This window comes from Bacillus sp. WP8, from assembly GCF_000800825.1.
Taxonomy (GTDB): domain Bacteria; phylum Bacillota; class Bacilli; order Bacillales; family Bacillaceae; genus Bacillus; species Bacillus safensis.
Genome location: NZ_CP010075.1, coordinates 3,035,773 through 3,060,084, shown reverse-complemented (window position 1 = coordinate 3,060,084; position 24,312 = coordinate 3,035,773). Strand labels below are relative to the sequence as shown.

The following is a 24,312-nucleotide window of genomic DNA, read 5'->3' as shown; positions in this document are numbered from 1 at the left end:
CGGTGCCTTAGATGCTCGTCATCAGTAGTGGGATGTGAGGACGGGTTTGATGCCCATGTTACGTAAGAATAGTGATGCTTTAAAAAGGGGGAGGAGCGTTGACTTACGCCCAAAGATTATCAATCATCGTAGCACTAGATTCATATCTCATCTTAGTTGCCGTCTTTTTTGGTTTTCAATTTGTCCAAGAGGCGGCTTTAACCGTTTATACATTTGAAATGCTCGCCATTTCTTCACTCAGTCTGCTCATTGGGCACCATCTATTTGCCTGCATATTTCATGTGTACAAGCAAGTATGGGCTTATACAGGAGTAAGAGAGTTATTTTCTTTAATGAAGACCTTTGTGTGTTCTTTTTTATTTTCGATGACGATGCTGTACCTTTTCGTGCAGACATGGCCATTTCGGTTTTTATTCATCGTGTGGCTTTTTCATATCTTATTCATCGGTGCCTCTCGGATGGCTTCCAGGCTATTTCATGACGGAGCAAAGCGGCTTCAGGCAGAAAAGGAGCGGGCATTAATCATTGGCGCCGGATCAGCGGGGACCATGCTCGTTCGTCAGCTACAGCAATCGAGTGATGTACATATTGAGCCAGTCGCCTTCATCGATGATGACAAGACGAAACATAGGCTTGAAATTATGGGTCTGCCTGTCATAGGAGGAAAAGAACAAATTCAAACAGCTGTCGTGATGATGGATATTCAGAAGATCATCATTGCCATTCCATCTAAAAGCAGCCACACCTTAAAAGGGCTGTATAAGGAATGTGTAGCGACTGGGGTCAAAACACAGATCATGCCGGAAATGGAGCAGATTTTAAAAGGAACCCATGCGCTGAATCAATTACGGGATGTACAGCCAGAGGATTTACTAGGGAGAGAACCGATTCAATTAGATACGAGCCGTCTATCTGCTCATTTAAAAGGAAAAACGATCATGGTCACAGGGGCAGGCGGATCAATTGGGTCAGAAATCTGCCGTCAAATTTGTGTGTTTGCTCCTCAAGCGATTGTACTTGTGGGACATGGAGAATTTAGCATTCATTCTATTTTACTAGAGCTGAAAGAATTATATGGAGACAGCATCAGACTCTATCCACAAATTGCGGATATTCAAGATAAACAGAAAATGAGTGAAATCGTTGGTCAGTTTCAACCGGATATGATTTATCATGCTGCGGCACATAAGCATGTTCCACTCATGGAGATCAGTCCGAAAGAAGCCGTGAAAAACAATATTATCGGGACAAAAAATGTCGCAGAAGCCGCACACGAGCACGGCATTGAAACATTCGTCCTCATCTCATCTGACAAAGCAGTCAACCCTGCCAATGTGATGGGAGCCACTAAGCGGTTTGCTGAAATGCTGATTATGCAAATGGGGGCAAGCAGCGAAACAAAATTTGTCGCCGTTCGATTTGGAAATGTACTTGGAAGCAGAGGGAGCGTCATCCCTATTTTTAAGAAACAAATCGAGCAAGGCGGGCCGGTGACAGTCACGCACCCAGCCATGACAAGATATTTTATGACCATCCCAGAAGCATCAAGGCTTGTGATTCAGGCAGGTGCACTGGCAGAAGGAAGACAGATTTTTGTTTTAGATATGGGGGAGCCAGTGAAAATCGTAGACCTTGCAGAAAACCTCATTCACCTCTCAGGCTACACCACAGACCAGATTCCGATCACTTTCACAGGCATTCGTCCTGGGGAGAAAATGTACGAAGAACTACTGAACCAGCATGAAAAAGCACAGGAACAAATCTTCCCGAAAATTCATATCGGCCATGCGCTGGATGGTGACCCATATGTGCTGAACCGCTTTATACATGAATTTGACATGATGAGTGAAGAGCAAATGAGACAAGCATTATTTGCTGCCATTGAGTCGCATGATATGTTGTCTGAACAGATGAAACGAGAGGAGGAGCCGCTTGCCAATGAAGAAAAAAGTCTTGTTTTGCGCAACGGTTGATTATCACTTTAAGGCCTTTCATCTTCCATATTTCCGGTGGTTTCAGGAAAAAGGATGGGAAGTGCATACAGCGGCAAATGGCCAGCTGGAGCTGCCCTATGTGAATCAAGCTCACTCGATTCCAATTCAGCGCTCTCCTTTTCATGTCCGCAACCGGCTTGCGTATGTAGAACTGAAGAAGCTGTTAACGAAAGAGCACTATGAATTCATCCATTGCCACACACCAATGGGAAGTGTCATTGGCAGGCTTGCAGCCAAAGGCGCGCGCAAAAAAGGAACGAAGGTTCTTTACACGGCACATGGCTTTCACTTTTGGCAGGGGGCGCCGCTTCAAAACTGGCTGCTCTATTATCCAATTGAGAGATTTCTTGCCCGCTATACAGACGCACTGATCACCATTAATGGGGAGGATTTTAAAAGAGCAGACCGTCTATCAAAAGAGCGGACATCTGTTTATTATGTGCCCGGTATGGGTGTGGATATGAAACGGTTCGCACCAGTTGATGAAAAAGAGAAACAGCGTCTCCGCGCAGCCTACGGCTTTTCTGCGGAAGATTTTATCGTACTGTGTGCTGGCGAATTAAACATGAATAAAAATCAAGGAATGCTCATCAAAGCATGTGCACAACTGTCTAGGAAAATACCAAATATAAAGATCGTGTTTGCCGGGGAAGGGACAATGAGACCAAACTATGAAAAGCTTACCCGCCAGCTCCAGCTTGAAAAGCATGTTCACTTTGCTGGGTTTTGCAAACAAATGGAGGAATGGATGCATTTGAGCGATGTGTGTGTTTCCACCAGCTTGAGAGAAGGGCTCGGCATGAACCTGCTTGAAGCGATGTCGGCAGAAAAACCCGTGATTGCAACGGAGAATAGAGGGCATTGTGAGCTTGTCAAACATGGCGTCAATGGTTTTTTAGTTAAACCGCAAGATGTGAATGGTTTAGCTGATTACTTGCAGCAGCTCTATGACAAAAAGGATCAGCTGCTTCTCATGGGAAAAGCGGGACGCTCTATCGCTCATGCATTTGCACAGGAGCAGACGGTCAGTGCAATGGAAGAAATTTATACAATTTATATGGATCAAGCAGAGAAGGTGATACAGCATGCGTAAACCAAAGGTGTCAATTATCATGGGCGTCTACAATTGCCAAGAGACAGTAGAAGAAAGTATTGAATCCATTCTTCATCAAACATATAAAAACTGGGAGCTCATTATATGTGATGACGCATCAACAGATGGCACTTATGAGAAGGTGCTGTCTTATACAAAACGAGATCCTGAAAGAATTCGCCTGATCCGTAATCAAGAAAATCAAAGGCTCGCTGCCAGTCTCAATCGCTGTCTGGCTGAAGCGAGGGGAGAGTTGATTGCAAGGCAGGATGGCGATGATCTATCGGTGCCTGTTCGTTTAGAAAAACAGGTTCATTTCCTCGATACATATCCTGAATACGATGTGGTCGGTACGGCGATGACGGTTTTTGATGAAACGGGAACAAAGGGTGTGCGGGCACTTGTTTCAGAGCCTGATCGGAAGGTGATGGCAAGAGGAACTCCTTTTTGTCATGGGACCATTATGATGAGGGCTTCTGCTTACAAAGCTTTAAATGGATATCGCTCTGTGAAAACAACAAGGCGGATGGAAGATATCGATCTTTGGATCCGCTTTTTTGTTGCTGGGAGGAAAGGCTTTAATTTACAAGAGCCGTTATATCTTGTGAGAGAGGATGAAGCAGCCTTTCAGCGGCGAAAGTTTCGATATTCGATGGATAATGCCTGGCTCGTTTTGAAAGCATGCTGGCTATTAAAGCTATCACCGCTTGACTATTTATTTGCTCTAAAGCCGGTGGTCCGTGCCTGCTTGTCACCGAAGGTCATGAAGCTTTATCATCGCCGGAAGCTGGCGACGTCTATGCTGAAGAGGAGGGCTGTTCGGGATGAGTGAGCCAAAGCGCGTGCTTCATATTGTGGGCGGGATGAACCGCGGCGGAGCTGAAACGATGATTATGAACATTTATCGTGCACTCGACAGGAATGTCCTTCAATTTGATTTCATTACCCACCGGCAGGACGTCTGTGATTATGATGAGGAAATTCGCGAGCTTGGGGGACGCATCTTTTATGTCCCGAGTATTGGGGCGTCCTCTCCGGTTGCTTTTGTGAAAACATTGACAAAGACAATTAGGCAAACAGGACCCTATCAGGCCGTGCATGCACATACGGATTTTCAGACAGGCTTCTCCGCATTTGCTGCAAAACTAGCGGGTGTGAAGGTGCGCATTTGCCATTCGCATAATACAGCGTGGAAGCAGTCGCCAAACTGGCTGGATCATATGATGCTCAAAGGGTTTCGCCAGCTGATCTTTGCATTCTCTACACAGCTTGTTGCATGCGGCGAGGATGCCGGAGTCTTTTTATTTGGACAGAAAAAAATGCAGAACGGGCAAGTTGAGGTGCTGCCAAATGGGATTGATTTATCCCTTTTTTTTCAGCCTGATCCAGACGAAAAGGCGGAGATCAAAAAGCAGCTCCATCTTCGCGAAAAAAACATGGTCATCGGTCATATTGGGCGGTTCCATGAGCAAAAAAATCATGTTTTTTTTATGGAGCTGGCCCAGACCTTAAAGAAGCAAGGCGTTTCATTTCAGCTTGTCCTCGTAGGGGATGGACCGCTGAAGCAAGTAGTCGAATCGTATGCGGAGAAGGCTGGCTTGATGGAGGACATTGTCTTTACAGGCGTCGTATCAGACGTTCCGCAGTATATGAAAGCATTTGACGTTTTTGTGATGCCTTCTTTGTTTGAAGGTCTTCCGCTTGTATTAGTGGAAGCACAGGCGTCTGGGCTGCCTTGTGTGATTTCAGATCATATTACAGAGGAAGTAGATTTAGGCTGCGGGCTTGTGAAAAGGATGTCGCTGGGAGATTCCGCGCATGAATGGATGAAGGCGGTGCTTGAAGCATATCATGCAGAACCTCCTCTTCAAGAGACCATTACCTCACAGCTTGAACAAAGAGGATTTGATGTGAAACAGAATATTACACGTGTGATGAATCTATATGGACTGTAAGGAAGGAATGGCAGATGGCGGTTTATTTGGTGAACATGATCATGGTCTATTTATGGTCGAGCTTTGCCGCATTTTACGGCAGACGTGATGATACCATTCAAAGCGGATGGCGGCCTAACAAGCTTCTTGTGTTTTTTCCGTTTTTGTTTCTTTGTATTGTCTCTGGGATTCGGTACAAAGTAGGAACCGATTTTGTCACATATGGACAGATGTATGAGTTCTCCATCAACTATGAAAGGCCTTGGCATATATTCGGATTCGGTGTGGATAAAGCCGCAACGGATCCGGGGTTTACGTTTATTTTATGGATGCTTAATCAACTGTCTCATGATCCGCAAATCATGTATATCTCAGTCGGAGCCATTACTTATTTTTTTATTATCAAGACGCTTATTCAATATGGCCGTCCATTTGAGCTGAGTATGTTGCTTTTTCTTGGGACCTTTCATTATTATGCGTCATTTAATGGCATGCGTCAGTATATGGTGGCAGCGATTCTTTTTTATGCCATCCGGTTGGTGATCAATGGTCAGTGGAAATTGTATTTTCCGCTCGTCCTTGTATGTTCATTGTTTCATTCATCGGCTCTCATCATGATTCCTGTTTATTTTATTGTGAGGACAAAGGCTTGGTCTTGGATGATGCTGTTCTTATGCCTGATTTTCTTAGGCTTAACCGCGCTTTATGACCGTTTTGTCTCAGTGTTTGTCGTGATGCTGCAAGGAAGTTCATATGGTCATTACGAGGAATGGCTCACAACGAATACGAATGGAATGAATGTGACAAAAATCGGTGTCTTGATTTTGCCGCTTCTGCTCGCTTTCTTTTATCGGAAACGACTTCGTGAGCTGACACCTGAGAGTGATTACATTGTGAATTTTTGTTTGCTTGGTTTCTTGTTTGGCATCCTTGCAACGAAGGATGTCATTTATGCAAGATTTCATATTTATTTTGGTTTGTATCAGCTCATTTTACTGCCATATTTCACACGTATTTTTGATCAGCGGTCTAATGTGTTTATGTATGTAGGGATTGCTGTTTGCTATATTCTGTACAGCATCATGCTGATGCCGTTCGATTCTTCGGTTTTGCCGTATAGAACGATATTTAATAAATAGATTTGAAGAAAGGTGGGGCATGCTGTAATGCCAGCTATCAGTCTATTGGTCGCAGTTTACAATACGAGTCAATATGTGGAGCAATGTCTTCAATCAATTGCAGATCAAAGCTTTTCCGATATAGAAGTCATTCTTATCAATGATGGATCGACCGACCGCAGCGGTGAATGGCTTGAAGCATTTGCTGAGCGTGATGAGCGTTTCCGGGTGATTCATCAATCCAATCAAGGGTTAGGCGCTGTGAGAAACAGGGGCATCGAGGAAGCGAAAGGGACGTACCTCGCCTTTGTGGATTCAGATGATATTCTCGCTCCTCATTACTGTGAAGCCATGTACGAAAAAGCCGAAATGACCGGGGCAGATCTTGTTGTGAGTGAGTATTGGATTCAATTTGAACAGTCAAAGCGAACGATACCAACGACGCTGTTAGACAAGCGGTCAGCTGAAAAAACGGATTTAATCAAAGCGTTATTACATGGAAACTTAACTGGATTCTCATGGAATAAGCTGTATCGGCGTGCCTTCATGGAAGAACATCACATTCGATTTCCGCTGCGGGGGGAGCTTGAGAACATTGAAGATCAATATGTGACGCTGCGCTGTTTTTCTTTATCACGCAGCATTGCTTTTGTTCATGAGCCCCTTTATTACTACAGGGTTCATCTGTCATCTATTGTGCAACGATATCAGAAGCAGTATTTTCATCATGGACTGACCTATTATCATGCACAGCGCTCGTTTTTAAAAGAGCATGATGACATCTCTCTATATGAGAAAGCATTAGACTTTTTTATCGTCAATCATACGCTTCATTGTATGCTCAACGAATGGAAGAGCCAAAATGATCTCTCTATTCAGGAAAAGCTTGATCACATGCGTGAAATGGTCACACATGATGCCTTTCAGCATGCCGTCAAACAAGTGGAACCATCGAAGCTCACAGTACGAAAGCGAATGATTTTATTTCTTGCTAAGTGCCGATTGGTTTATCCGCTTTCTGCCGCGGCATCTAGCTATCAAAAATGGATCGAATATCAGACAAGGAAATAGGGGTGATGGGATTGACAGTGCAGCAAATGAAGGCAAAAACCGCAGAGTGGCTGCTCTTAAAGGTCAAATATCCGCTTGAGTATAGACTGAGCCGCCAAAGGCTGCCAGAGCTGAGTCATCAGAAGAAAATCATTCTCACGCTGCTGCCGGGCCATGATAATTTAGGGGATCATGCGATTGCCTATGCGAGTTATTGTTTTTTAAAGAAACACTTTCCAGCCTATGACATCATAGAAGTGGACATGAAAGAGATCTATCGCCTTGCCCGTCCGCTAAAGCGCAGCCGGCATCCAGAAGACATCGTCTGTATGATCGGTGGGGGCAATATGGGGGATTTATACCGGTACGAAGAATGGACGAGACAATTTATCATCAAGACCTTCAAGTCCTATCCCATGATCCAGCTGCCTGCTACTGTGCATTTTACAGAAACAAAGAAAGGGAAAAGGGAGGAGCGCCGCGCCATACACACGTATAAGCAGCATCCAAGACTGCTCCTCATGGCAAGAGATCAAACAACCTATGAATGGATGAAGCAGCATTTTCCTGATCAAGATGTGTGGAAACAGCCTGATATGGTGCTGTCATTAGACGAATCATCAAAGGATGAAACACGTGAAGGGGTTCTGCTTTGTCTGCGTGAGGATCAAGAAGCATATCTCACAAAGGAGGAGCGCCAGCAGCTGCAGCAGTATATCCAAGAGACATATGATCAAGTCGGTTTGATCACAACGACAATTGGCAGACGGGTCGATCGAACAACTCGCTTGGAGGAGTTAACGTCTTTGTGGACGGAGTTAAAACAAACGCAGGTCGTCGTGACAGATCGTCTGCATGGCATGATCTTTTGTGCGATCACTCATACACCGTGTGTTGTCCTTAGGTCGTTTGATCATAAGGTGATGGAGGGATTTGAGTGGGTGGCTCACCTTCCGTTTATGACCCTTTTAAAAGAACCAAATGAGACCGCTGTGAAAGAGGCCGTTCATCAGCTGATGAAAACAAGTGGTCAAAAGGGAGAGGAAGCTGGATGAGGGCTCTTAAACGCTGCGTGAAAGCACAATGAATCGAGCGTTTCTTTATAATGCCAGTGCGAACTTAATCACATTTGTCCTGATGATGCTCATGTCTGTTTGTTTAACACCTTATATTGTTCATACGCTTGGAGTGGAAGCATTCGGCTTAATCCATCTGACGCAAAATATGATCAACTATTTATCGGTCATTACCGCTTCGTTAAGTGCGGTTGTTGTGCGTTTTTTTTCTGTGGCGGCTCATAAAGGAGAGATGGAGAAGGCGCAGCGCTATCTCGCTTCCTATTTCGTCAGTTCGTTTTTACTATCTATTAGTCTCTTTTTGCTTTGTCTTTTCATATCTCATCAGCTGGTTGAGTGGCTTCATGTGCCCGATCATCTCGCAAAAGACACACAGACCGCCTTTATTTTAGGGGGTCTTTTATTTATGCTCAATTTCGTCATGTCTGGCATTGGGGCTGCACCGTTTTATGCGAATAAGCTCTATGTATCAAGTGTTGGACAGGCAATTCAAATGTTTCTGAGAGCACTGATGATTGTCATCCTGTTTACATGGACGACACCAGCCATTTGGCATATTCCACTTGCGGCCGTCCTTGGAAGCTTAGCGGCTATGGGGATCGGTATCTATTATTTTAAAAAACTCATCCCTTGGTTTTCGTTTAAGTGGCGGCATGTCTCGTTATCGTCTAGTCTCACCCTTGTTCGATCAGGGGTCTGGCATTCATTTGAGCAAATGGGGATTTTGTTGTTTTTACAAATTGATTTATTGATGACCAACTTGCTCATTGGAGCTGAAGCGACAGGCAAATATGCGGCGATTTTACAATTTCCATTATTATTACGCACACTGGCAGGGACACTGGCCGTTGTGTTTGCACCAACAATCACGAAATTTTATTCGAATCACGACAAAGAGGGGCTCATTCAATATGCTGCAAATGCTATTAAGTGGAGCGGCTTATTTGTTGCGTTCCCAGCCGCGCTTTTAGGAGGTCTCGCTGGTCCGCTCATGCTTCTATGGCTTGGCCCTGCTTTTGAGGAGCTGAAATGGCTTCTCATGATTCATGCGGCTTATTTATGTTTGACCTTGATGTTTTTACCGCTCACATATGTGCCAACCGTGTTTAATCGTTTTAAAGTTCCTGCGGTTATCACCCTTATATTAGGTGTGTCTAATGTGCTTTTTGCCTATGGATTGACTCATATGCTGCAGCTCGGTTTATATGGCATTGCATCCGCGGGGGCAATGGTTTTATTGATCAAAAATATTGTGTTTCTGCCATTTTATACGGCTAGCATCACGAATCAGAAACGCACCATCTTTTACAAGCATACGCTGGTTCCGCTTGCAGGAGCGCTATTTATTTGGGGCGTCTGCGCAGGAATTCAAGTGGTATATAACGTGACTTCATGGTGGGAGCTGTTTTGTATTGGCGGGCTTTGTTTCATTCTCTATATAGGCTACTTGTATGTGTTTGCAGGAACGAAACGAGAGCGGATGCAGCTGATGCGTAAGGTAAAACATGCGGTCTCCCGCTAATATGAAAAGGAGATGCAATGATGAAAAGAATGATCGATGTGATGGTGGCATTGACGCTGCTCATCGCAGGCAGTCTTCTTTTTCTTCTCATCTATGGACTGATTAGATGGAAAATTGGAACGCCTGTGGTGTTTCGGCAGAAGCGGCCTGGTCTGTATGGCAGGCCTTTTATGCTCTATAAATTTCGGACAATGACCGATGAACGCGACGAACATGGGGAGCTGCTGCCAGATCATCTGCGTTTAACAAAAACCGGCGCCTTGATTCGAAAGCTTAGTCTTGATGAATTGCCGCAGCTTGTCAATGTACTCAAAGGAGAGCTCAGTCTCGTCGGGCCAAGACCGCTTTTGATGGAGTATTTGCCTATGTATACAGAGGAACAAGCAAGGCGTCATCTTGTGAAGCCCGGCATAACAGGATGGGCACAGGTGAACGGCCGAAACACGCTTTCCTGGGAGGAGAAATTCACCTATGACCTTTGGTATGTCGAGCATCAATCGTTTTGGCTCGATATGAAAATTCTATGGATGACCTTGCTGAAAGTCATGAAAACAGAGGGGGTGCAGCAGCCGGATCATGCCACAGCTGAAAAATTCAAAGGAACCGATATGTAAAAAGCAAACCATTGGTTTAATTGGGGCTGGAGGACATAGCAAAGTCATCCAAGATCTCATTTTTGCACATTCCGATTACTCATTATGTGCGGTGTTAGATGATCAATTTGAAGAGGTGGTCACTCAAAGCGGGATTTTGTATGGACCGATCTCCATGAGTGAGCAGCTGAGAAAGACCATGCCACATATGAAATGGCTGATTGCAATCGGACAAAATGAGATCAGACTGCTCATGAAGGAACGCCTCTCATTTGAAAATACAGCGTACGCCACACTCATTCATCCAGAGGCGGTCATAAGTCCGTCAGCTGTCATTGGAAGGGGGACTGTCGTGATGGCAAGGGCAGTGGTACAAGCAGATGCAGCCATCGGTGAGCATGCGATTATGAATACAGGATCTATCGTGGAGCATGACTGCATACTCGAATCGTTTGTGCACCTGTCACCAGGCGGGGTTCTGACTGGCGGTGTTTCCGTGCGGGAGGGTGCACATATTGGGGCAGGTGCCGTCGTGACACCGGGTACAACGATTGGAAGCTGGACGGTCATTGGCGCTGGAGCAGCAGTGACAAGAGATATACATGATCAGAAGGTTGCGGTAGGAATTCCTGCAATGGAAATCAAAGATCGGAAAGAAGGTGGAAAGTGATGAAAGAAAAGAAGCGAATTTACTTATCTCCTCCGCATATGAGCGGAAAAGAGTATCTCAAAATAGAGGAAGCCTTCAAGAGCAACTGGATTGCGCCGCTTGGACCGCTTGTGAATGAATTTGAGCAGACAGTAGCGGACTATGCAGGAGTGAAGACAGGCGCGGCTTTATCCTCAGGAACAGCGGCGATTCACCTTGCTTTAAAGCTGATAGGTGTACAAAAAGAAGACATTGTCTTTTGTTCCACCCTCACGTTTGTTGCAACGGCAAATCCGATTTTATATGAACAAGCGTCGCCCGTTTTTATTGATTCTGAAAGGGAGACGTGGAATATGTGCCCGCTTGCTTTAGAGAAAGCCTTTGTTGAATCAAAACGTCTTGGTAAAAAACCTCGCGCGGTCATTGTCGTCCATTTATATGGGCAAAGTGCAAAAATGGACGAAATCATGGCTCTGTGTGAAGCATATGATGTACCCGTCATTGAGGATGCGGCTGAATCGTTAGGTGCGCTGTATAAAGGAAGGAAAAGCGGCTCAATGGGCAGGTTCGGTATCTATTCTTTTAATGGAAATAAAATCATTACAACATCAGGGGGCGGAATGCTTGTGAGTGATGATGAAGCTGCGATTGAACGATGCCGTTTTCTTGCGTCACAGGCCAGAGAACAAGCCATGCACTATGAGCATCAAGAGATGGGCTACAACTATCGCATGAGCAACCTCTTAGCAGGGGTCGGGATTGCTCAAATGGAAGTGCTGGACGAGCGTGTTGATCAAAAGCGCCGCATTTTCCAGCGTTATCAGGACGCTTTATCAGAAGCGGAGGGTCTTCATTTGATGCCAGAATATCAAGAAACGAAATCCAACCGCTGGCTGACGGCATTGACCATTGATCGTGATACAAAATTGTCTCCAGCAGATATCATTCTTGCTTTAGAAAAAGAACAAATCGAAGCAAGGCATGTATGGAAGCCGCTGCACCAGCAGCCGCTCTTTCGCCATTGCCCTTTTTATACTGCGGAAAAAGGGACGCCTGTATCCGAGCTGTTATTTGAGAGGGGGCTTTGTCTCCCGTCTGGAACGAGCATGACAGATGCAGATCAGGAGCGTATCATCCATATACTTCATGACATGCTGCGAGAAAAAACATTTACCTCTTCACAGGCTGCTCATTCGTAAGCAGCCTGCCTCTCTTTCTATCAAATTCCTCAATTTGTGGAATAATTAGGAATAAGTATTGTCATGTCGTTTCAAATATGATATTGACAAGGGCTCCCTTCCTCCTTAAAATGAAAATGATTATCAGCATCAATTAGGAGGAGCAACTTATGACTATTTGGAATAATTTTCCGAAAATTAAAATAAATACTGTGTTACCCTTCCTGCTTATTCTCTTTTTATTAGTAGGATGCTCTCAAACAAACAATGGAGCGGATGGAAACAAGGATCACCCTGACATGATCACTATGGCGTGGCCAAGAGATATTGGTGAAATGAATCCACACGTATACAACCCATCACAATTGTTTGCACAATCAATGATTTATGAGCCGTTGGTGAGCTATCAAAAGAATGGAAAGCTGAAACCAGAATTAGCGAAATCATGGGATGTTTCAAAGGATGGCAAGGTTTATACGTTCCATTTAAGAGACGGAGTAACATTCTCAGATGGCTCTGAATTTAATGCGGATATTGTTAAAAAGAACTTTGATACGATTTTAAAAAATAAAGATTTACATAGCTGGTTAGGTGTCATTAAGAAAATCAAAAAGACAGAAGCCGTTGATAAAAAGACATTTAAACTCACATTAACAGCACCATATTATCCAACTGTTCAAGAATTAGCCGTTGTTCGTCCAGTTCGTTTCTTAGGTGAAGAAGGCTTCCCTAAAAACGGAGATACGTCAAAAGGAATTGAAAAACCAGTGGGGACAGGCCCTTGGATTTTAAAAACATATAAGAAAGATGATTATGCTATTTTCGAACGAAACGATCATTATTGGGGAGAAAAACCAAAGGTAAAAGAAATCAAGGTAAAGGTTATCCCAGATGCGGAAACGAGAGTCATGGCATTTGAAAAAGGTGATGTGGATCTACTTTACGGAGAAGGAACCATTAGCCTTGATTCCTACAAACAGCTAGAGGCAAGCGGCAAGTATGAAACGAAAATGTCAGAGCCTGTTGCAACGAGACAGCTTGTCATGAACACAAAAGTGGATCAGCTGTCAGATGAGAAAGTGCGTCATGCCCTTCAATATGCCTTCAATAAAAAATCAATGGTAGAAGGGGTCACTTCTGGTTTAGAGGATGAAGCAGATCACATCTTGCCGACAAACATGCCGTATACGTCAAACATTCAGGTGAAGTCTTTCAAATATGATGTGGATAAAGCCAAAGCATTGCTGGATGAAGCGGGCTGGACACTTCCAAAAGGAAAATCCGTTCGTGAAAAAGATGGGAAAAAGCTTGAGTTCAGCATGATGTATGACTCGGCAGAATCGATTCAAAAAGCGATGGCAGAAACGCTGCAAGCCGAATGGGCAGCCGTTGGTGTCGGCGTCAAGCTTGAGGGTGTGGATTTGGCCACACAGGTTCAGCGCTTTAAAGCCAATAAGTTTGATATGAACTTCTTTAGCAACTACGGAGCGCCGTATGATCCGCATACGTTTATGAACGTTCTCTCATCAGATGGATTTGGATTCAAAGAAGCCATTTCAGCCTACCCAAATAAGGAAAAGCTGATCAAAGAAATGACGGAAATCCCATCAACAACAAATGAAAAGAAACGTAAAGCACTGTATTCGTCTGTCTTATCCTCTTTACAGGATCAAGGGGCAATTGTGCCAATCTCTTATTTTAAAAAGACAGCCGTTTATCAAAAAGCTGTGAAAGACTTTGAATTCCCTGCGAATCGTGATGAACAACCTTTCACAGGCATTAAGCTGAAGTAACAGAAGGAAGGTAAGGAAATGGGCCGCTATATCGTCAAACGATTGCTATCAATTATTCCTGTATTTTTATTAGCCACACTGCTCACAACTGGTATGATTCACCTTTCGCCAGTTGACCCGGCTGAGGCATATTTAGCAGCGGCTCATATCCAACCTACGGATGAAATATTAGCGCAAAAACGAAGTGAATTCGGCTTAGATGAGCCATTTTATATGCAGTATCTTCATACCATTGAAAAAGTCATTCATCTTGATTTCGGCCGGTCGTATATGTCCAATCAGCCTGTCGTTGATGAGGTGATGTATCGAATACCGGCAACGATTCAATTGGCACTGACCAGTCTGCTGATCGCTATTTGTGTCAGCATTCCGCTCGGCTTTTTCAGCGGCATGAGGAAAAATGGTGCCGTTGATCATGTGAGCCGGCTGATTTCTTTCTTAGGAGCATCTATCCCAACGTTTGTTTTGGGGTATTTGCTCATCTTCTTTTTTTCAGTGAAGCTAGACCTTTTACCAGTTGAAGGGGTCGGAACATGGGCGCATCTCATCCTGCCGTCGATCACACTGGCAGTCCCTTTAATTGCTACGTATACAAGGCTGTTACGTTCAAGTGTGAGTGAGGCGCTTCAAGAACCTTTCGTTCAATATGCGAGAATGAGAGGATTGAAGGAACAATCGATCATGTTCAAGCATGTGTTCAGAATTGCGATATCGCCGATGCTGACCGGTCTTGGGGTGAACCTCGGCAAGCTGTTAACCGGAACCATTATTGTAGAGGCCGTTTTCTCATGGCCAGGGTTTGGCCGCTTTTTTATTGAAGCGATCTTTAACCGGGATCTGCCAGTCATTCAATTTTATGTCCTCATGTCAGCCTGTATTTTTATCTTGAGCAGCTTGATGGTTGACTTGATTCAATTGATCATTGACCCTCGTATTTCTAGAAAGGAAGGCCGCCAGCAATGATGACAAAAGTAAAACATCTCTTCTCTCATCAAAAGATGATCTCGATCTGCGCCCTGCTGCTCGGTCTCCTGCTGATTGTGACAATATGTGCGCCATGGATCGCCCCGCATGATCCGGCAGCTGTCAATCTAGCGATGAAGCTAAAGGGATCTTCGTGGGAGTATCCTCTTGGAACAGATCAATTAGGGCGGTGCAATTTATCTCGTATTTTATATGGTGCGCGTGTTTCGCTCGGCTGTGCGTTATTAATCTTTCTTTCTTCGTTATTCATTGGTTTAATTGTCGGCCTGTTTTCAGGATACAAAGGCGGCTGGATTGATCATGTTTTGATGAGAATCTGTGACGGTGTCATGGCATTTCCAAACCTGGTGCTGATCCTTGGGTTAGTCGGCATTTTCGGTCCGGGACTTTCTCAAGTCGTACTTGCTTTGATGCTTGTGCAATGGGTGTATTATGCCCGCGTCTTCCGAGGGATGGTGCTCAGTTTAAAAGAACAGAACTTTATTGCAGCTGCAAAAATCAGTGGGACCTCGCACTGGAACATCATGAGAAAGCATATGATTCCCAATGTCCTGCCGCCATTAGCAGTCATTGGAACACTCGAAATGGGCTGGGCGATTATGGACATTTCTGCGATGTCTTTCCTCGGATTAGGGGTTCAGCCTCCTATGCCTGAATGGGGAGCAATGATTCATGAAGGGAAATCGTATATTCAAACGAATCCTCAATTGATGCTGTACCCGGGTCTTGTGATCATGACTGTGGTGATTCTGTTTAATTTACTAGGAGAAGCCCTTTCAGAGAAATATGGTATCAAACGCCGTGTGTAAAGGAATGATCAATGTGCAAGAGCCCATTTTACAAATAGAGAACCTGCATGTGCATACGAAAACACCTCAAGGGACAACCCCTCTTATTCAAGAAGTATCGTTTGAAGTAGAGCGCGGTCAAATCCTTGGATTAATTGGTGAGAGCGGCTGCGGGAAAACAGTGACAAGTATGTCGATCTTACGTATGCTTGATCGAAAAACAACTGAAGTCACTGGCAGTATCACATTACAGGGACGAGAATTGATCGGTATAAGTGAAAAGAATATGCGGTCCATTCGAGGCAAAGACATCTCATATATTATGCAAAATCCAATGAACAGTTTTACGCCGGTATGGACAATCGGCCATCAGCTGGTTGAAACCATCCGCCGGCATTCTGCTGTTAGTAAAAAGAAGGCACGAGCACAGGCAATGGATGCTTTAGCGCAAATGAATCTGCCGCAGCCAGACGAACTGTTCAACAAATACCCCTTTGAATTAAGCGGAGGGATGCTGCAGCGTGTCATGATCGCCATGGCTGCCTGTATGCACCCGCCCCTCATCATTGCAGATGAGCCGACAACTGCTTTAGATGTACACAATCAGAAACGGGTGCTTCAGCATCTGAACCAAATTCGTCATAACTATGGAACGGCCATTTTACTCATTACCCACGATCTTGGTGTCATTGCTGAAATGGCAGATCAAGTTGTCGTCATGAAACAAGGAGAAATTGTGGAAAAGGCAGGAGTTCTTGAACTTTTTGAACAACCAAAGCATGATTATACAAAAAAACTATTAGCAGCTCGTCCATCTATCCCAGCTGTTTGCCCGATTTGAGGTGAGAAGGCCCTTGCATTTATTAGAAGTGAAAGCAGTCAGTCATGCATACAACAGCCGGTCGTTTCTAATGAGAAATAAAGGCGCAGCCCCTGTCCTGAAAAGCGTCGATTTGAACATTGAAGAAGGCACTTGCCTTGGACTGCTGGGACAAAGCGGTGCAGGAAAAAGTACACTTGGCCGCATCATACTTGGTTTAGAGAAACCAAGAGCTGGACAGGTTCTTTTTGAAGGTCAGGATGTTTATCGTGCAGATCAGCAAACACGTAAGCATTTTCGCAGGCATGTGCAAGCGGTATTTCAGGATTCCTATTCGGCGGTAAATCCAAGATGGACAGTTGAACAAATTTTATCTGAACCGCTTGAAAACTATGAAACCATGAGCCGAAAGGAACGTAAAAACGTGCTGATTCATTGGTTGGAAAGAGTCGGGCTCAGTGAAAAAGATTTGTCTAAATATCCGCACCAATTCAGCGGCGGCCAGCTGCAAAGGATCAACATTGCTAGAGCTTTATTGCTCCAGCCAAAGCTCATTGTACTTGATGAATCTGTCAGCAGCTTAGACATGGTCACACAGGCTGTCATTTTAGATTTATTAGTAGAATTAAAGAAGGAGCTGGGTGTGGCTTACTTATTTATTACACATGATATGACAGCAGCCTATCACTTAAGTGATCAATTGGCGATTCTTGATCAAGGAAAGCTTGTCGCCCAATTTCAATCAAAGGAAGAATTCTTTTCATCAGAAGAGGAAGCGGTGCGGAAAATGAGAGATGCAATGCTCGCAGACCATCCTTTGTCACGAACGATTGGCAGACCGGTTCGGTAAAGCTTTATTATCAATGCCTCTTTGAGAAGAGGCTATTTTTCATGAAAGGCAGGTGGCGTCGTGAACCATCGAGCGTATTTAGCTTTGGCCATTCCTTTAACGATTTCAACGATGACCACTCCTTTACTTGGAGCTGTTGATACAGCGGTTGTCGGTCAGCTCGCAAATCCTGCTTATATTGGAGGCGTTGCGGTCGGCAGTCTCATTTTCAGTACATTATATTGGCTGTTTGGTTTTTTGCGGGTAAGTACATCTGCTTTTGCCGCCCAGGCAAACGGGGCGCAGAATGAGGAGCAGGGTGTTCTTGCTTTTCTAAGACCTTTTTTCGTCGCCATCATCGTCGGACTTTGTTTTATTGCCCTGCAATGGCCGATTATTCAATCTGCTTTTCTAGTGATCTCTCCTGATGCTGATGTCCGTCAATTTGCCGCAGACTATTTTCATATTCGCATTTGGGGAGCGCCTTTTACTTTAATGAATTATGTCATATTGGGCTGGCTGATGGGGATGGCAAAAATGAAAGAAGCCCTTTCTTTACAAATCTTGATCAATGTCATGAATATGGCGCTTGCATTTCTGCTTGTTCATGTGTTTTCGTTTGCGGTCAAAGGAGTTGCGGCTGCGACATTGATGTCTGAACTAACCGCTTTTGTGTTAGGGGCATGGATCATCATGAAGCATTCGTCAAACGGATTCCAGATGCCTTCCATTAAGAAAATCATGGATACTCACGCAGTGCAGAAAATGTTTCATGTGAATAAAGATTTGTTTATCCGGACGATCTGTCTGCTAGTGGTCATCAACATGTTTACGGCAAAAGGGGCTTCTTTTGGTACGGAGCTGCTGGCAGCTAATGCTATCTTATTTCAAATTCACTACATCATGGCTTATTTGTTCGATGGTTTTGCCAATGCGTCCAGCATCCTTGTTGGGCGGTCAGTTGGTGCAAATGACCGTTCTCTTTATGAAAAAACTTTAACCCTTTCAAGGCAGTGGGCACTTGTTATGGCATGTGTCATTGCGGCGGTTTATTTTCTATTAAAAGAGCCGATATTGAGCCTGTTTACAAATCTCCCTCAGCTGCTTGACGTGACATTACGCTATGCGGACTGGCTTGTACTTTATCCGTTTGCGGCTTGTTTCGGTTTGGTCATTTACGGCGTATTTACAGGTGCGACAGAAATTGCCCCTGTTAGAAATTCGATGCTGTTTGCAATGATTTTGTTTATCGTCGTTCAAACCGTGGTCACGCCCATTTGGCACAATCATGGCCTATGGTTTGCCTTTATTATCTATACTGTAGGGCGGTCTGGCTTTTTGATGATGTATAAATCGCGGCTGGATCAGAAGCTTTTTGCATATGATAAACACCCTTTGTCATCTTGACAAAAGGGTGTTCTTTTTCGTTCATTCGCTTTCTTTTTTCACCTTTTGATAGGCTTCATCAAGATGCTGAATTCGCTTCAATACAACCGCATTTTTGGTCAGCTGGTCTTGAACAAGCGTTGACACCACTGAGCGGTAATAGGCATTCATCGCATGAACTTTGTCTTCATTTTGGTTCATGGCGATGTGCTGTTTCAAGTTGTCGACAAAGTATGGAACGGAAAAAAGTTCAGACATAGAAATCACTCCTATTTCGTATATACGGTCCGTCAATCTTCATGTAAAATGATGAGAGGGAGGGGAGACAATGAGCCTTAAACTGCAACAAGAACAGGTATTAAAGCAGGTGCTCACACAAGAACTCAGGCAGGCCATTACGCTGCTGCAGCTGAATTGCGCAGAGCTCGGCGAGTATCTTGACCAGTTAGCGCTTGAGAACCCTCTGATTGAGCGGAAAGACACGGACAGCTATCAACCAGTTTATCATAAAAAATCACAAGAACGAATGACAGAGCCGTATCGAACGCATCAAAAAGAAAGCCTGCAAATGTTTTTAAAAAGACAGGCGATTGATTTGAATTTAAGTGAAAAGAATCAAAGAATCTTTCATTTTATGATTGAGTCCATTGATTCCAATGGCTATCTAAATGAACCGATCGACGCAATGGCAGCTGTCTTAAAGGTGCCAGCTGAAGAAGTAGAAGCCATTCTTCATCAGCTGCAATCACTAGAGCCTGCCGGGATTGGCGCAAGATCATTGCAGGAATGCATTCTCCTTCAGCTGCGAAGAAAAAAGGAGCGCTGGTATGAAGCTGAGCTGATCATCGAAGAGCATTTCTTTCTTTTTGCCAGAAAGGCTTGGAAGGAAATTGCGGCGAAAACAGGTGTTTCAATGAAAACACTCCAAGCGGTACAAGATGAAGTGTCTCAGCTTGAACCAAGACCAGGCCTTCATTTCTCATCTGATGAAGAGCATGTGTATATCGAGCCTGATGTGACGATTACTGTGGTGCAGGATCACATCACATTTGAGCTAAATCAGCGCGCTTTTCCAGACGTTGAAATGAATGAAGGCTACTTCGCCATGATTCAAGACCAAAAGCGGCACGAAGCATACACGTATTTAAAGGAAAAAGAGCAGCAGTACAATTGGCTTGTCCAAGCGCTGAGGCAAAGAAAGCAAACGATGACTCATGTCGTTCGAGAGATTATCTCACATCAGACGGATTTTTTCCTAACAGGGAAACATAAAATGAAACCGCTTACTATGAAGCGGATCGCAGATATACTGCAAGTCCATGAGTCAACAGTCAGCCGTACTGTAAAAGGGAAAATGGTGCAAACCCCTTATGGTCTCATGGAAATGAAACAATTTTTCCAAGCAAAATTAGAAGGGCATTCGCTAGAAGAGGCGTCCAGCTACACAGTCAAAACGCATATTGCAGAGCTCATTCAAACGGAAAATAAGAAAAAGCCGTATTCAGATCAGCAAATCATGACGCTGCTTCAGCAAACCTTTGGCATCCGCGTGTCGCGCAGAACCATTGCAAAATATCGCGAACAAATGAATCTCCCAGCCTCAACGCTGAGGAAGCGCTACGATTAAAAAGAAGTACTTGCCAGAACATGGCACGTGCTTCTTTTTTTGTTGAAAGCAAGGCAGCCCGAAGATTTCTTGAAAATTAAAGAGGGGAGACGTGTGATCTGAAATTTTGGGGTAAAGTATAAGATAGGGCATGAGCCGATAGGGATAGACAACAGTGATGAGGTGAGACCAATTGAAATATAAACAAATCAAAACGAAAAAAATATATGAAGAAATTGCGGATGCATTAATTGAATCCATTCGTACAGGTGAGCTTCTTCCAGGGGAAAAATTAGATTCGGTTCAAGCGCTCTCAGAAAGCTTTCAAGTCAGCCGTTCCGCTGTAAGAGAGGCACTGTCTGCTCTTAAAGCGATCGGATTAATAGAGATGAAACAAGGGGAAGGCACGTATGTGAAGCAGTTCGATCCTGAGCAGCTCACATTTAGTCTGTCTCCTGCATTTTTAATGAAGCAGCATGATATCACGCAACTCCTTGAATTAAGAACCATTATTGAGACGGGTGCTGTCAAAAAGGCAGCGCTTTTGCGAACGGACGATGACCTTCATCAGCTGCGTGAGGCACTCGAACAAATGAAACTAGCAGAAGCGCATAAAGAAATTGGTGAAGAGGCAGACCTCTCCTTCCATCTCGCTTTAGCCAAAGCCTCAAAGAATGATTTATTAAAGGCGTTAATGAATCAGGTCTCCACCTTGCTGGTAGAAACAATGCGGGAAACGAGAAAAGTCGTCTTGTTTTCAAAGAAAGCCTCCATTCGGCAGCTTTACAAAGAACATGAACACATTTACAAAGCTGTTATGGCAAGACAGCCAGAAGAAGCAGAAAGAGCGATGCTCACGCATTTAAAAAATGTAGAAAAACTGCTGAGTGATGTGAGTCAAGAACCGGCAGGACAGTCAGAACCACAGTAAGCTGTGCCGAATGAGGGCACAGCTCTATTATGAACGAGAAATATGCAGTTTCTTCATGCGATATTGCAGACTTTGCCTGCTCATGCCCAATATCTTTGCAGTCTGTGAAATATTATCGTCCATTTTTTCTAAGTAATGGACGATGTATTGTTTTTCGAATCGTTCTATCTGGGTTTGAAAATCAGTCGTATGTTCTGGGCTTGTATAAATAAACGTGTCAGCTGCTGCGGTATGCTGCAAAGGATTCGTCTGTAATTGCGCTGCAGGACGGCTTTCCCTATGTTGTTTAAATCTAAAATGATATGGAAGGTGATGCATGCTTAAGTAATCCTCATCCATCATCATATTCATCCCCGCTTCAATCACATGCTCCAGTTCCCGTACATTCCCCGGCCAATCATACGCTTGAAAAAGGGCTAGTACCTCTTCATCAGCCGCCTTCACCTCCATTTGAAACAGCTCATTATATTTTTGAATAAAATGACTGACAAACGTAGGAATATCTTCTTTTCGCTCAGAAAGCGGCGGAATAAATAAGGTGACAATACCTAGCCGATAAAATAAATCCTTGCGCATGCGTCCGCCTGCGATCGCATCAACAGGGTCCTCATTCATATTAGCAATGACTCTTACATCAACAGCGATTTCTTTTGTGCTGCCTAACCTTCTCACCCGCTTCTCCTGTAATACGCGCAGCAGTTTTGCTTGAAGACCAGGATTTAATGAGTTGATCTCATCAAGCAGAAGTGTACCACCCTGCGCCTGTTCAAATAAACCGGGCTGATCAGTTGCGCCGGTAAAAGCCCCTTTTTGTGTACCAAAGAGCAGACTTTCAATGAGATTATCAGGCAGTGCCGCGCAATTCTGGGTAATAAATGGTCCAGATGACCGGCTGCTGCCGTTATGAATGCTTTGAGCAAATAGTTCTTTTCCTGTCCCTGTTTCTCCCACAATGAGGACGTAGGAAGAGGTGCGTGTTGCTCGTTTTGCATGCTCAATCACCTCTAAAAACGCAGGGCTTTGTCCAATAATGGAATTAAAGGTAAAGCGCGTGCTTCCTTTTTTCTTCATATTGTGGTGAATCAGCCGTTCCAGCTTGGTCACATCATTCGAAATTTCAACCGCTCCTTGGATGAGGCCATCTCGAACGAGCGGGTATGTATGATTAATCGTTGTGATTTCTTTTCCATTGTAATTATGATACGTCTGCTTTGCATGAACGGTTTGTTTCCCAGTTCGCAGTGCTTGGACGAGCGTACTGTGCATTTCGTCTTGGAAGACGAAGAGGTCTAATACATTTTTATGGAGAACATCAGAGCGTTTCAAAGACTCAATCTCCATCATTTTTTTATTATAAACAACGGTATTGCCATTCTCGTCAATTGCATGAACCCCGACATCTATTAAATCGAGCATTTGCTTATACAGATCAATCTCATTTGCTAGCTTTGCAGTATATGAATCTTCTTTCATTGCTACACCTCCAGACGTTACCTCTATTTTACATGAAAAATTTTGCGGTTTCCTCTAAAAAATTTGGCATGCGCAAAGATATTTTGCACAAATAACCTGCTCAATCATCGCCATGATGCAGGCAGAAAGTTGGCACGATCCTTGCATATCATATGTGTGTAGATGAACCTAATTTAAAAAAGGCTAGCTTATAGAAGGAGGAATAGACGATGACACAGACAAATGAATTGATTCAACAAACGGAACAATACGGTGCGGCAAACTATCATCCGCTGCCAATTGTGATTTCAGAGGCTGAAGGAGTTTGGGTGACAGACCCTGAAGGCAATCGATATATGGATATGCTGAGTGCGTATTCCGCAGTGAACCAAGGCCATCGCCATCCCCGCATTATTGAGGCGCTCAAAAAACAGGCAGACCGTGTGACACTGACTTCAAGAGCTTTTCACAATGATCAGCTTGGCCCTTGGTATGAAAAAATTTGTCAACTGACGAATAAAGAGATGGCACTTCCGATGAATACTGGAGCTGAGGCTGTAGAAACAGCTGTAAAAGCAGCACGACGCTGGGGCTATGACGTCAAGGGAATCGAAGACAATCGCGCAGAAATCATTGCGTGCGTCGGAAATTTCCATGGCAGAACGATGACGGCTGTTTCCCTTTCTTCTGAAGCAGAATATCAAAGAGGTTTCGGTCCAATGCTTCCAGGCATCAAACTGATTCCTTACGGAGATATTGAAGCGTTACGTGAAGCCATCACACCACAAACAGCGGCTTTTCTGATTGAGCCTATTCAAGGGGAAGCGGGAATTGTCATGCCGCCAGAGGGCTTCTTGAAGGAAGCGAAGGCGCTTTGTGAACAGGAACATGTGCTGTTCATTGCAGATGAAATTCAGGTCGGATTAGCGCGAACAGGCAAGATGTTTGCATGCGACTGGGAAGACATTGAACCAGATATGCTGATTCTTGGGAAAGCTTTAGGCGGCGGTGTATTCCCAATCTCGTGTGTAGTAGCAAACCGCGATATATTAGGCGTGTTTAACCCTGGGTCTCACGGCTCTACCTTTGGCGGCAATCCTCTTGCGTGTGCGGTGTCGCTGGCTGCACTAGATGTCTTAATCGACGAAAACCTTGCAGCGCGTTCTATGGAGCTTGGCGAATACTTAAAAGACAAACTGTCTCGCATTCAAAGTCCTGTTATCAAGGAAGTGCGCGGCCGCGGATTATTTATCGGCATGGAGCTGACAGAGGCTGCGAGACCTTATTGTGAGAAGCTGAAACAAGCAGGACTGTTATGTAAGGAAACCCATGAGACCGTCATCCGCTTTGCACCGCCTCTCACTATTTCTAAAGAAGATTTAGACTGGGCGATTGGTCATATTGAAGCATTATTTCAAGCATAAATGTCAAAGGGGGAGAACCATCACTTTCTCCCTTTCTCTTTCCACGAACAGCGAATTTTGTCAAAGGATGATGAATAGAAGAGTGAAAGTGG

At 44.3% G+C, this 24,312-nt stretch carries 22 protein-coding genes; 20 read left to right on the top strand and 2 right to left on the bottom strand.

From position 1 onward, the window contains the following. Positions 1–98: 98 nt before the first annotated feature. The 17 genes from QR42_RS15530 (at position 99) to QR42_RS15450 (ending at position 18,828) form a co-directional block, all read left to right on the top strand. Positions 99–1,973, top strand: coding sequence for a polysaccharide biosynthesis protein (locus QR42_RS15530; RefSeq protein WP_039181574.1), 1,875 nt, complete (start codon positions 99–101; stop codon positions 1,971–1,973). After that, complete coding sequence (locus QR42_RS15525) at positions 1,939–3,087, top strand: glycosyltransferase family 4 protein (RefSeq protein ID WP_039181571.1); 1,149 nt, start codon at positions 1,939–1,941, stop codon at positions 3,085–3,087. The genes QR42_RS15530 and QR42_RS15525 overlap by 35 nt, the downstream gene beginning before the upstream one ends. Beyond that, positions 3,080–3,919: a glycosyltransferase EpsE gene (locus QR42_RS15520; protein ID WP_039181568.1), complete on the top strand. Its 840-nt coding sequence runs from the start codon at positions 3,080–3,082 to the stop codon at positions 3,917–3,919. Before QR42_RS15525 ends, QR42_RS15520 begins: the two co-directional genes overlap by 8 nt. After that, positions 3,912–5,042 carry a glycosyltransferase family 1 protein gene (locus tag QR42_RS15515; protein WP_039181564.1) on the top strand — a complete coding sequence of 377 codons (1,131 nt, stop codon included), beginning with the start codon at positions 3,912–3,914 and terminating at the stop codon, positions 5,040–5,042. Before QR42_RS15520 ends, QR42_RS15515 begins: the two co-directional genes overlap by 8 nt. A 14-nt stretch (positions 5,043–5,056) precedes the next feature. Next, positions 5,057–6,160, top strand: a complete 1,104-nt coding sequence (locus QR42_RS15510) for an EpsG family protein (protein WP_039181561.1) — start codon at positions 5,057–5,059, stop codon at positions 6,158–6,160. Positions 6,161–6,187: 27 nt separating this feature from the next. Further along, positions 6,188–7,210, top strand: coding sequence for a glycosyltransferase family 2 protein (locus QR42_RS15505; protein ID WP_039181558.1), 1,023 nt, complete (start codon positions 6,188–6,190; stop codon positions 7,208–7,210). A gap of 5 nt (positions 7,211–7,215) precedes the next feature. Further along, positions 7,216–8,244: a polysaccharide pyruvyl transferase family protein gene (locus QR42_RS15500; RefSeq protein WP_052196536.1), complete on the top strand. Its 1,029-nt coding sequence runs from the start codon at positions 7,216–7,218 to the stop codon at positions 8,242–8,244. 28 nt (positions 8,245–8,272) lie between these two features. Then, complete coding sequence (locus QR42_RS15495) at positions 8,273–9,787, top strand: MATE family efflux transporter (RefSeq protein ID WP_039181555.1); 1,515 nt, start codon at positions 8,273–8,275, stop codon at positions 9,785–9,787. 20 nt (positions 9,788–9,807) lie between these two features. Continuing rightward, entirely contained in the window at positions 9,808–10,401 is a 594-nt protein-coding gene (locus QR42_RS15490) for a sugar transferase (RefSeq protein ID WP_039181552.1), read from the top strand. Next, a complete protein-coding gene (locus QR42_RS15485; protein WP_052196535.1) occupies positions 10,364–11,050 on the top strand; it encodes an acetyltransferase in 687 nt (228 codons plus the stop codon). Before QR42_RS15490 ends, QR42_RS15485 begins: the two co-directional genes overlap by 38 nt. Further along, complete coding sequence (locus QR42_RS15480; protein ID WP_039181549.1) at positions 11,050–12,228, top strand: DegT/DnrJ/EryC1/StrS family aminotransferase; 1,179 nt, start codon at positions 11,050–11,052, stop codon at positions 12,226–12,228. The genes QR42_RS15485 and QR42_RS15480 overlap by 1 nt, the downstream gene beginning before the upstream one ends. Before the next feature lie 149 nt (positions 12,229–12,377). Continuing rightward, on the top strand, positions 12,378–14,000 hold the full coding sequence (gene nikA / locus QR42_RS15475) for a nickel ABC transporter substrate-binding protein (RefSeq protein WP_039181547.1): 1,623 nt from the start codon (positions 12,378–12,380) through the stop codon (positions 13,998–14,000). 18 nt (positions 14,001–14,018) lie between these two features. Further along, positions 14,019–14,963 (top strand): nickel ABC transporter permease subunit NikB, encoded by a 945-nt coding sequence (nikB, locus tag QR42_RS15470; protein WP_039181545.1) that lies wholly within the window; start codon positions 14,019–14,021, stop codon positions 14,961–14,963. Continuing rightward, positions 14,960–15,793, top strand: a complete 834-nt coding sequence (nikC, locus tag QR42_RS15465) for a nickel ABC transporter permease subunit NikC (RefSeq protein WP_039181542.1) — start codon at positions 14,960–14,962, stop codon at positions 15,791–15,793. Before nikB ends, nikC begins: the two co-directional genes overlap by 4 nt. Positions 15,794–15,797: 4 nt before the next feature. Further along, positions 15,798–16,613, top strand: coding sequence for a nickel import ATP-binding protein NikD (gene nikD, locus QR42_RS15460; RefSeq protein WP_180272444.1), 816 nt, complete (start codon positions 15,798–15,800; stop codon positions 16,611–16,613). Positions 16,614–16,626: 13 nt separating this feature from the next. Next, entirely contained in the window at positions 16,627–17,442 is an 816-nt protein-coding gene (nikE, locus tag QR42_RS15455; protein WP_039181539.1) for a nickel import ATP-binding protein NikE, read from the top strand. 60 nt (positions 17,443–17,502) lie between these two features. Next, positions 17,503–18,828 (top strand): MATE family efflux transporter, encoded by a 1,326-nt coding sequence (locus QR42_RS15450; RefSeq protein ID WP_039181536.1) that lies wholly within the window; start codon positions 17,503–17,505, stop codon positions 18,826–18,828. 21 nt (positions 18,829–18,849) lie between these two features. Here QR42_RS15450 and yvfG read toward each other — a convergent pair whose 3' ends face one another. Continuing rightward, positions 18,850–19,065, bottom strand: a complete 216-nt coding sequence (yvfG, locus tag QR42_RS15445) for a protein YvfG (RefSeq protein WP_024423509.1) — start codon at positions 19,063–19,065, stop codon at positions 18,850–18,852. A gap of 70 nt (positions 19,066–19,135) precedes the next feature. Here yvfG and rpoN point away from each other — a divergent pair, with 70 nt between their 5' ends. Then, positions 19,136–20,434 carry an RNA polymerase factor sigma-54 gene (gene rpoN / locus QR42_RS15440; protein WP_039181533.1) on the top strand — a complete coding sequence of 433 codons (1,299 nt, stop codon included), beginning with the start codon at positions 19,136–19,138 and terminating at the stop codon, positions 20,432–20,434. A 172-nt stretch (positions 20,435–20,606) separates the two neighbouring features. Then, entirely contained in the window at positions 20,607–21,344 is a 738-nt protein-coding gene (locus tag QR42_RS15435; protein WP_039181531.1) for a FadR/GntR family transcriptional regulator, read from the top strand. Between the two features lie 27 nt (positions 21,345–21,371). On the opposite strand, the gene QR42_RS15430 is transcribed toward QR42_RS15435, so the two are convergent. Beyond that, on the bottom strand, positions 21,372–22,817 hold the full coding sequence (locus tag QR42_RS15430; RefSeq protein WP_039181528.1) for a sigma-54 interaction domain-containing protein: 1,446 nt from the start codon (positions 22,815–22,817) through the stop codon (positions 21,372–21,374). A 209-nt stretch (positions 22,818–23,026) separates the two neighbouring features. Between QR42_RS15430 and QR42_RS15425 the strand changes: the two genes are divergently transcribed. After that, complete coding sequence (locus QR42_RS15425; protein WP_039181526.1) at positions 23,027–24,220, top strand: ornithine--oxo-acid transaminase; 1,194 nt, start codon at positions 23,027–23,029, stop codon at positions 24,218–24,220. The last annotated feature ends 92 nt before the right edge of the window (positions 24,221–24,312 follow it).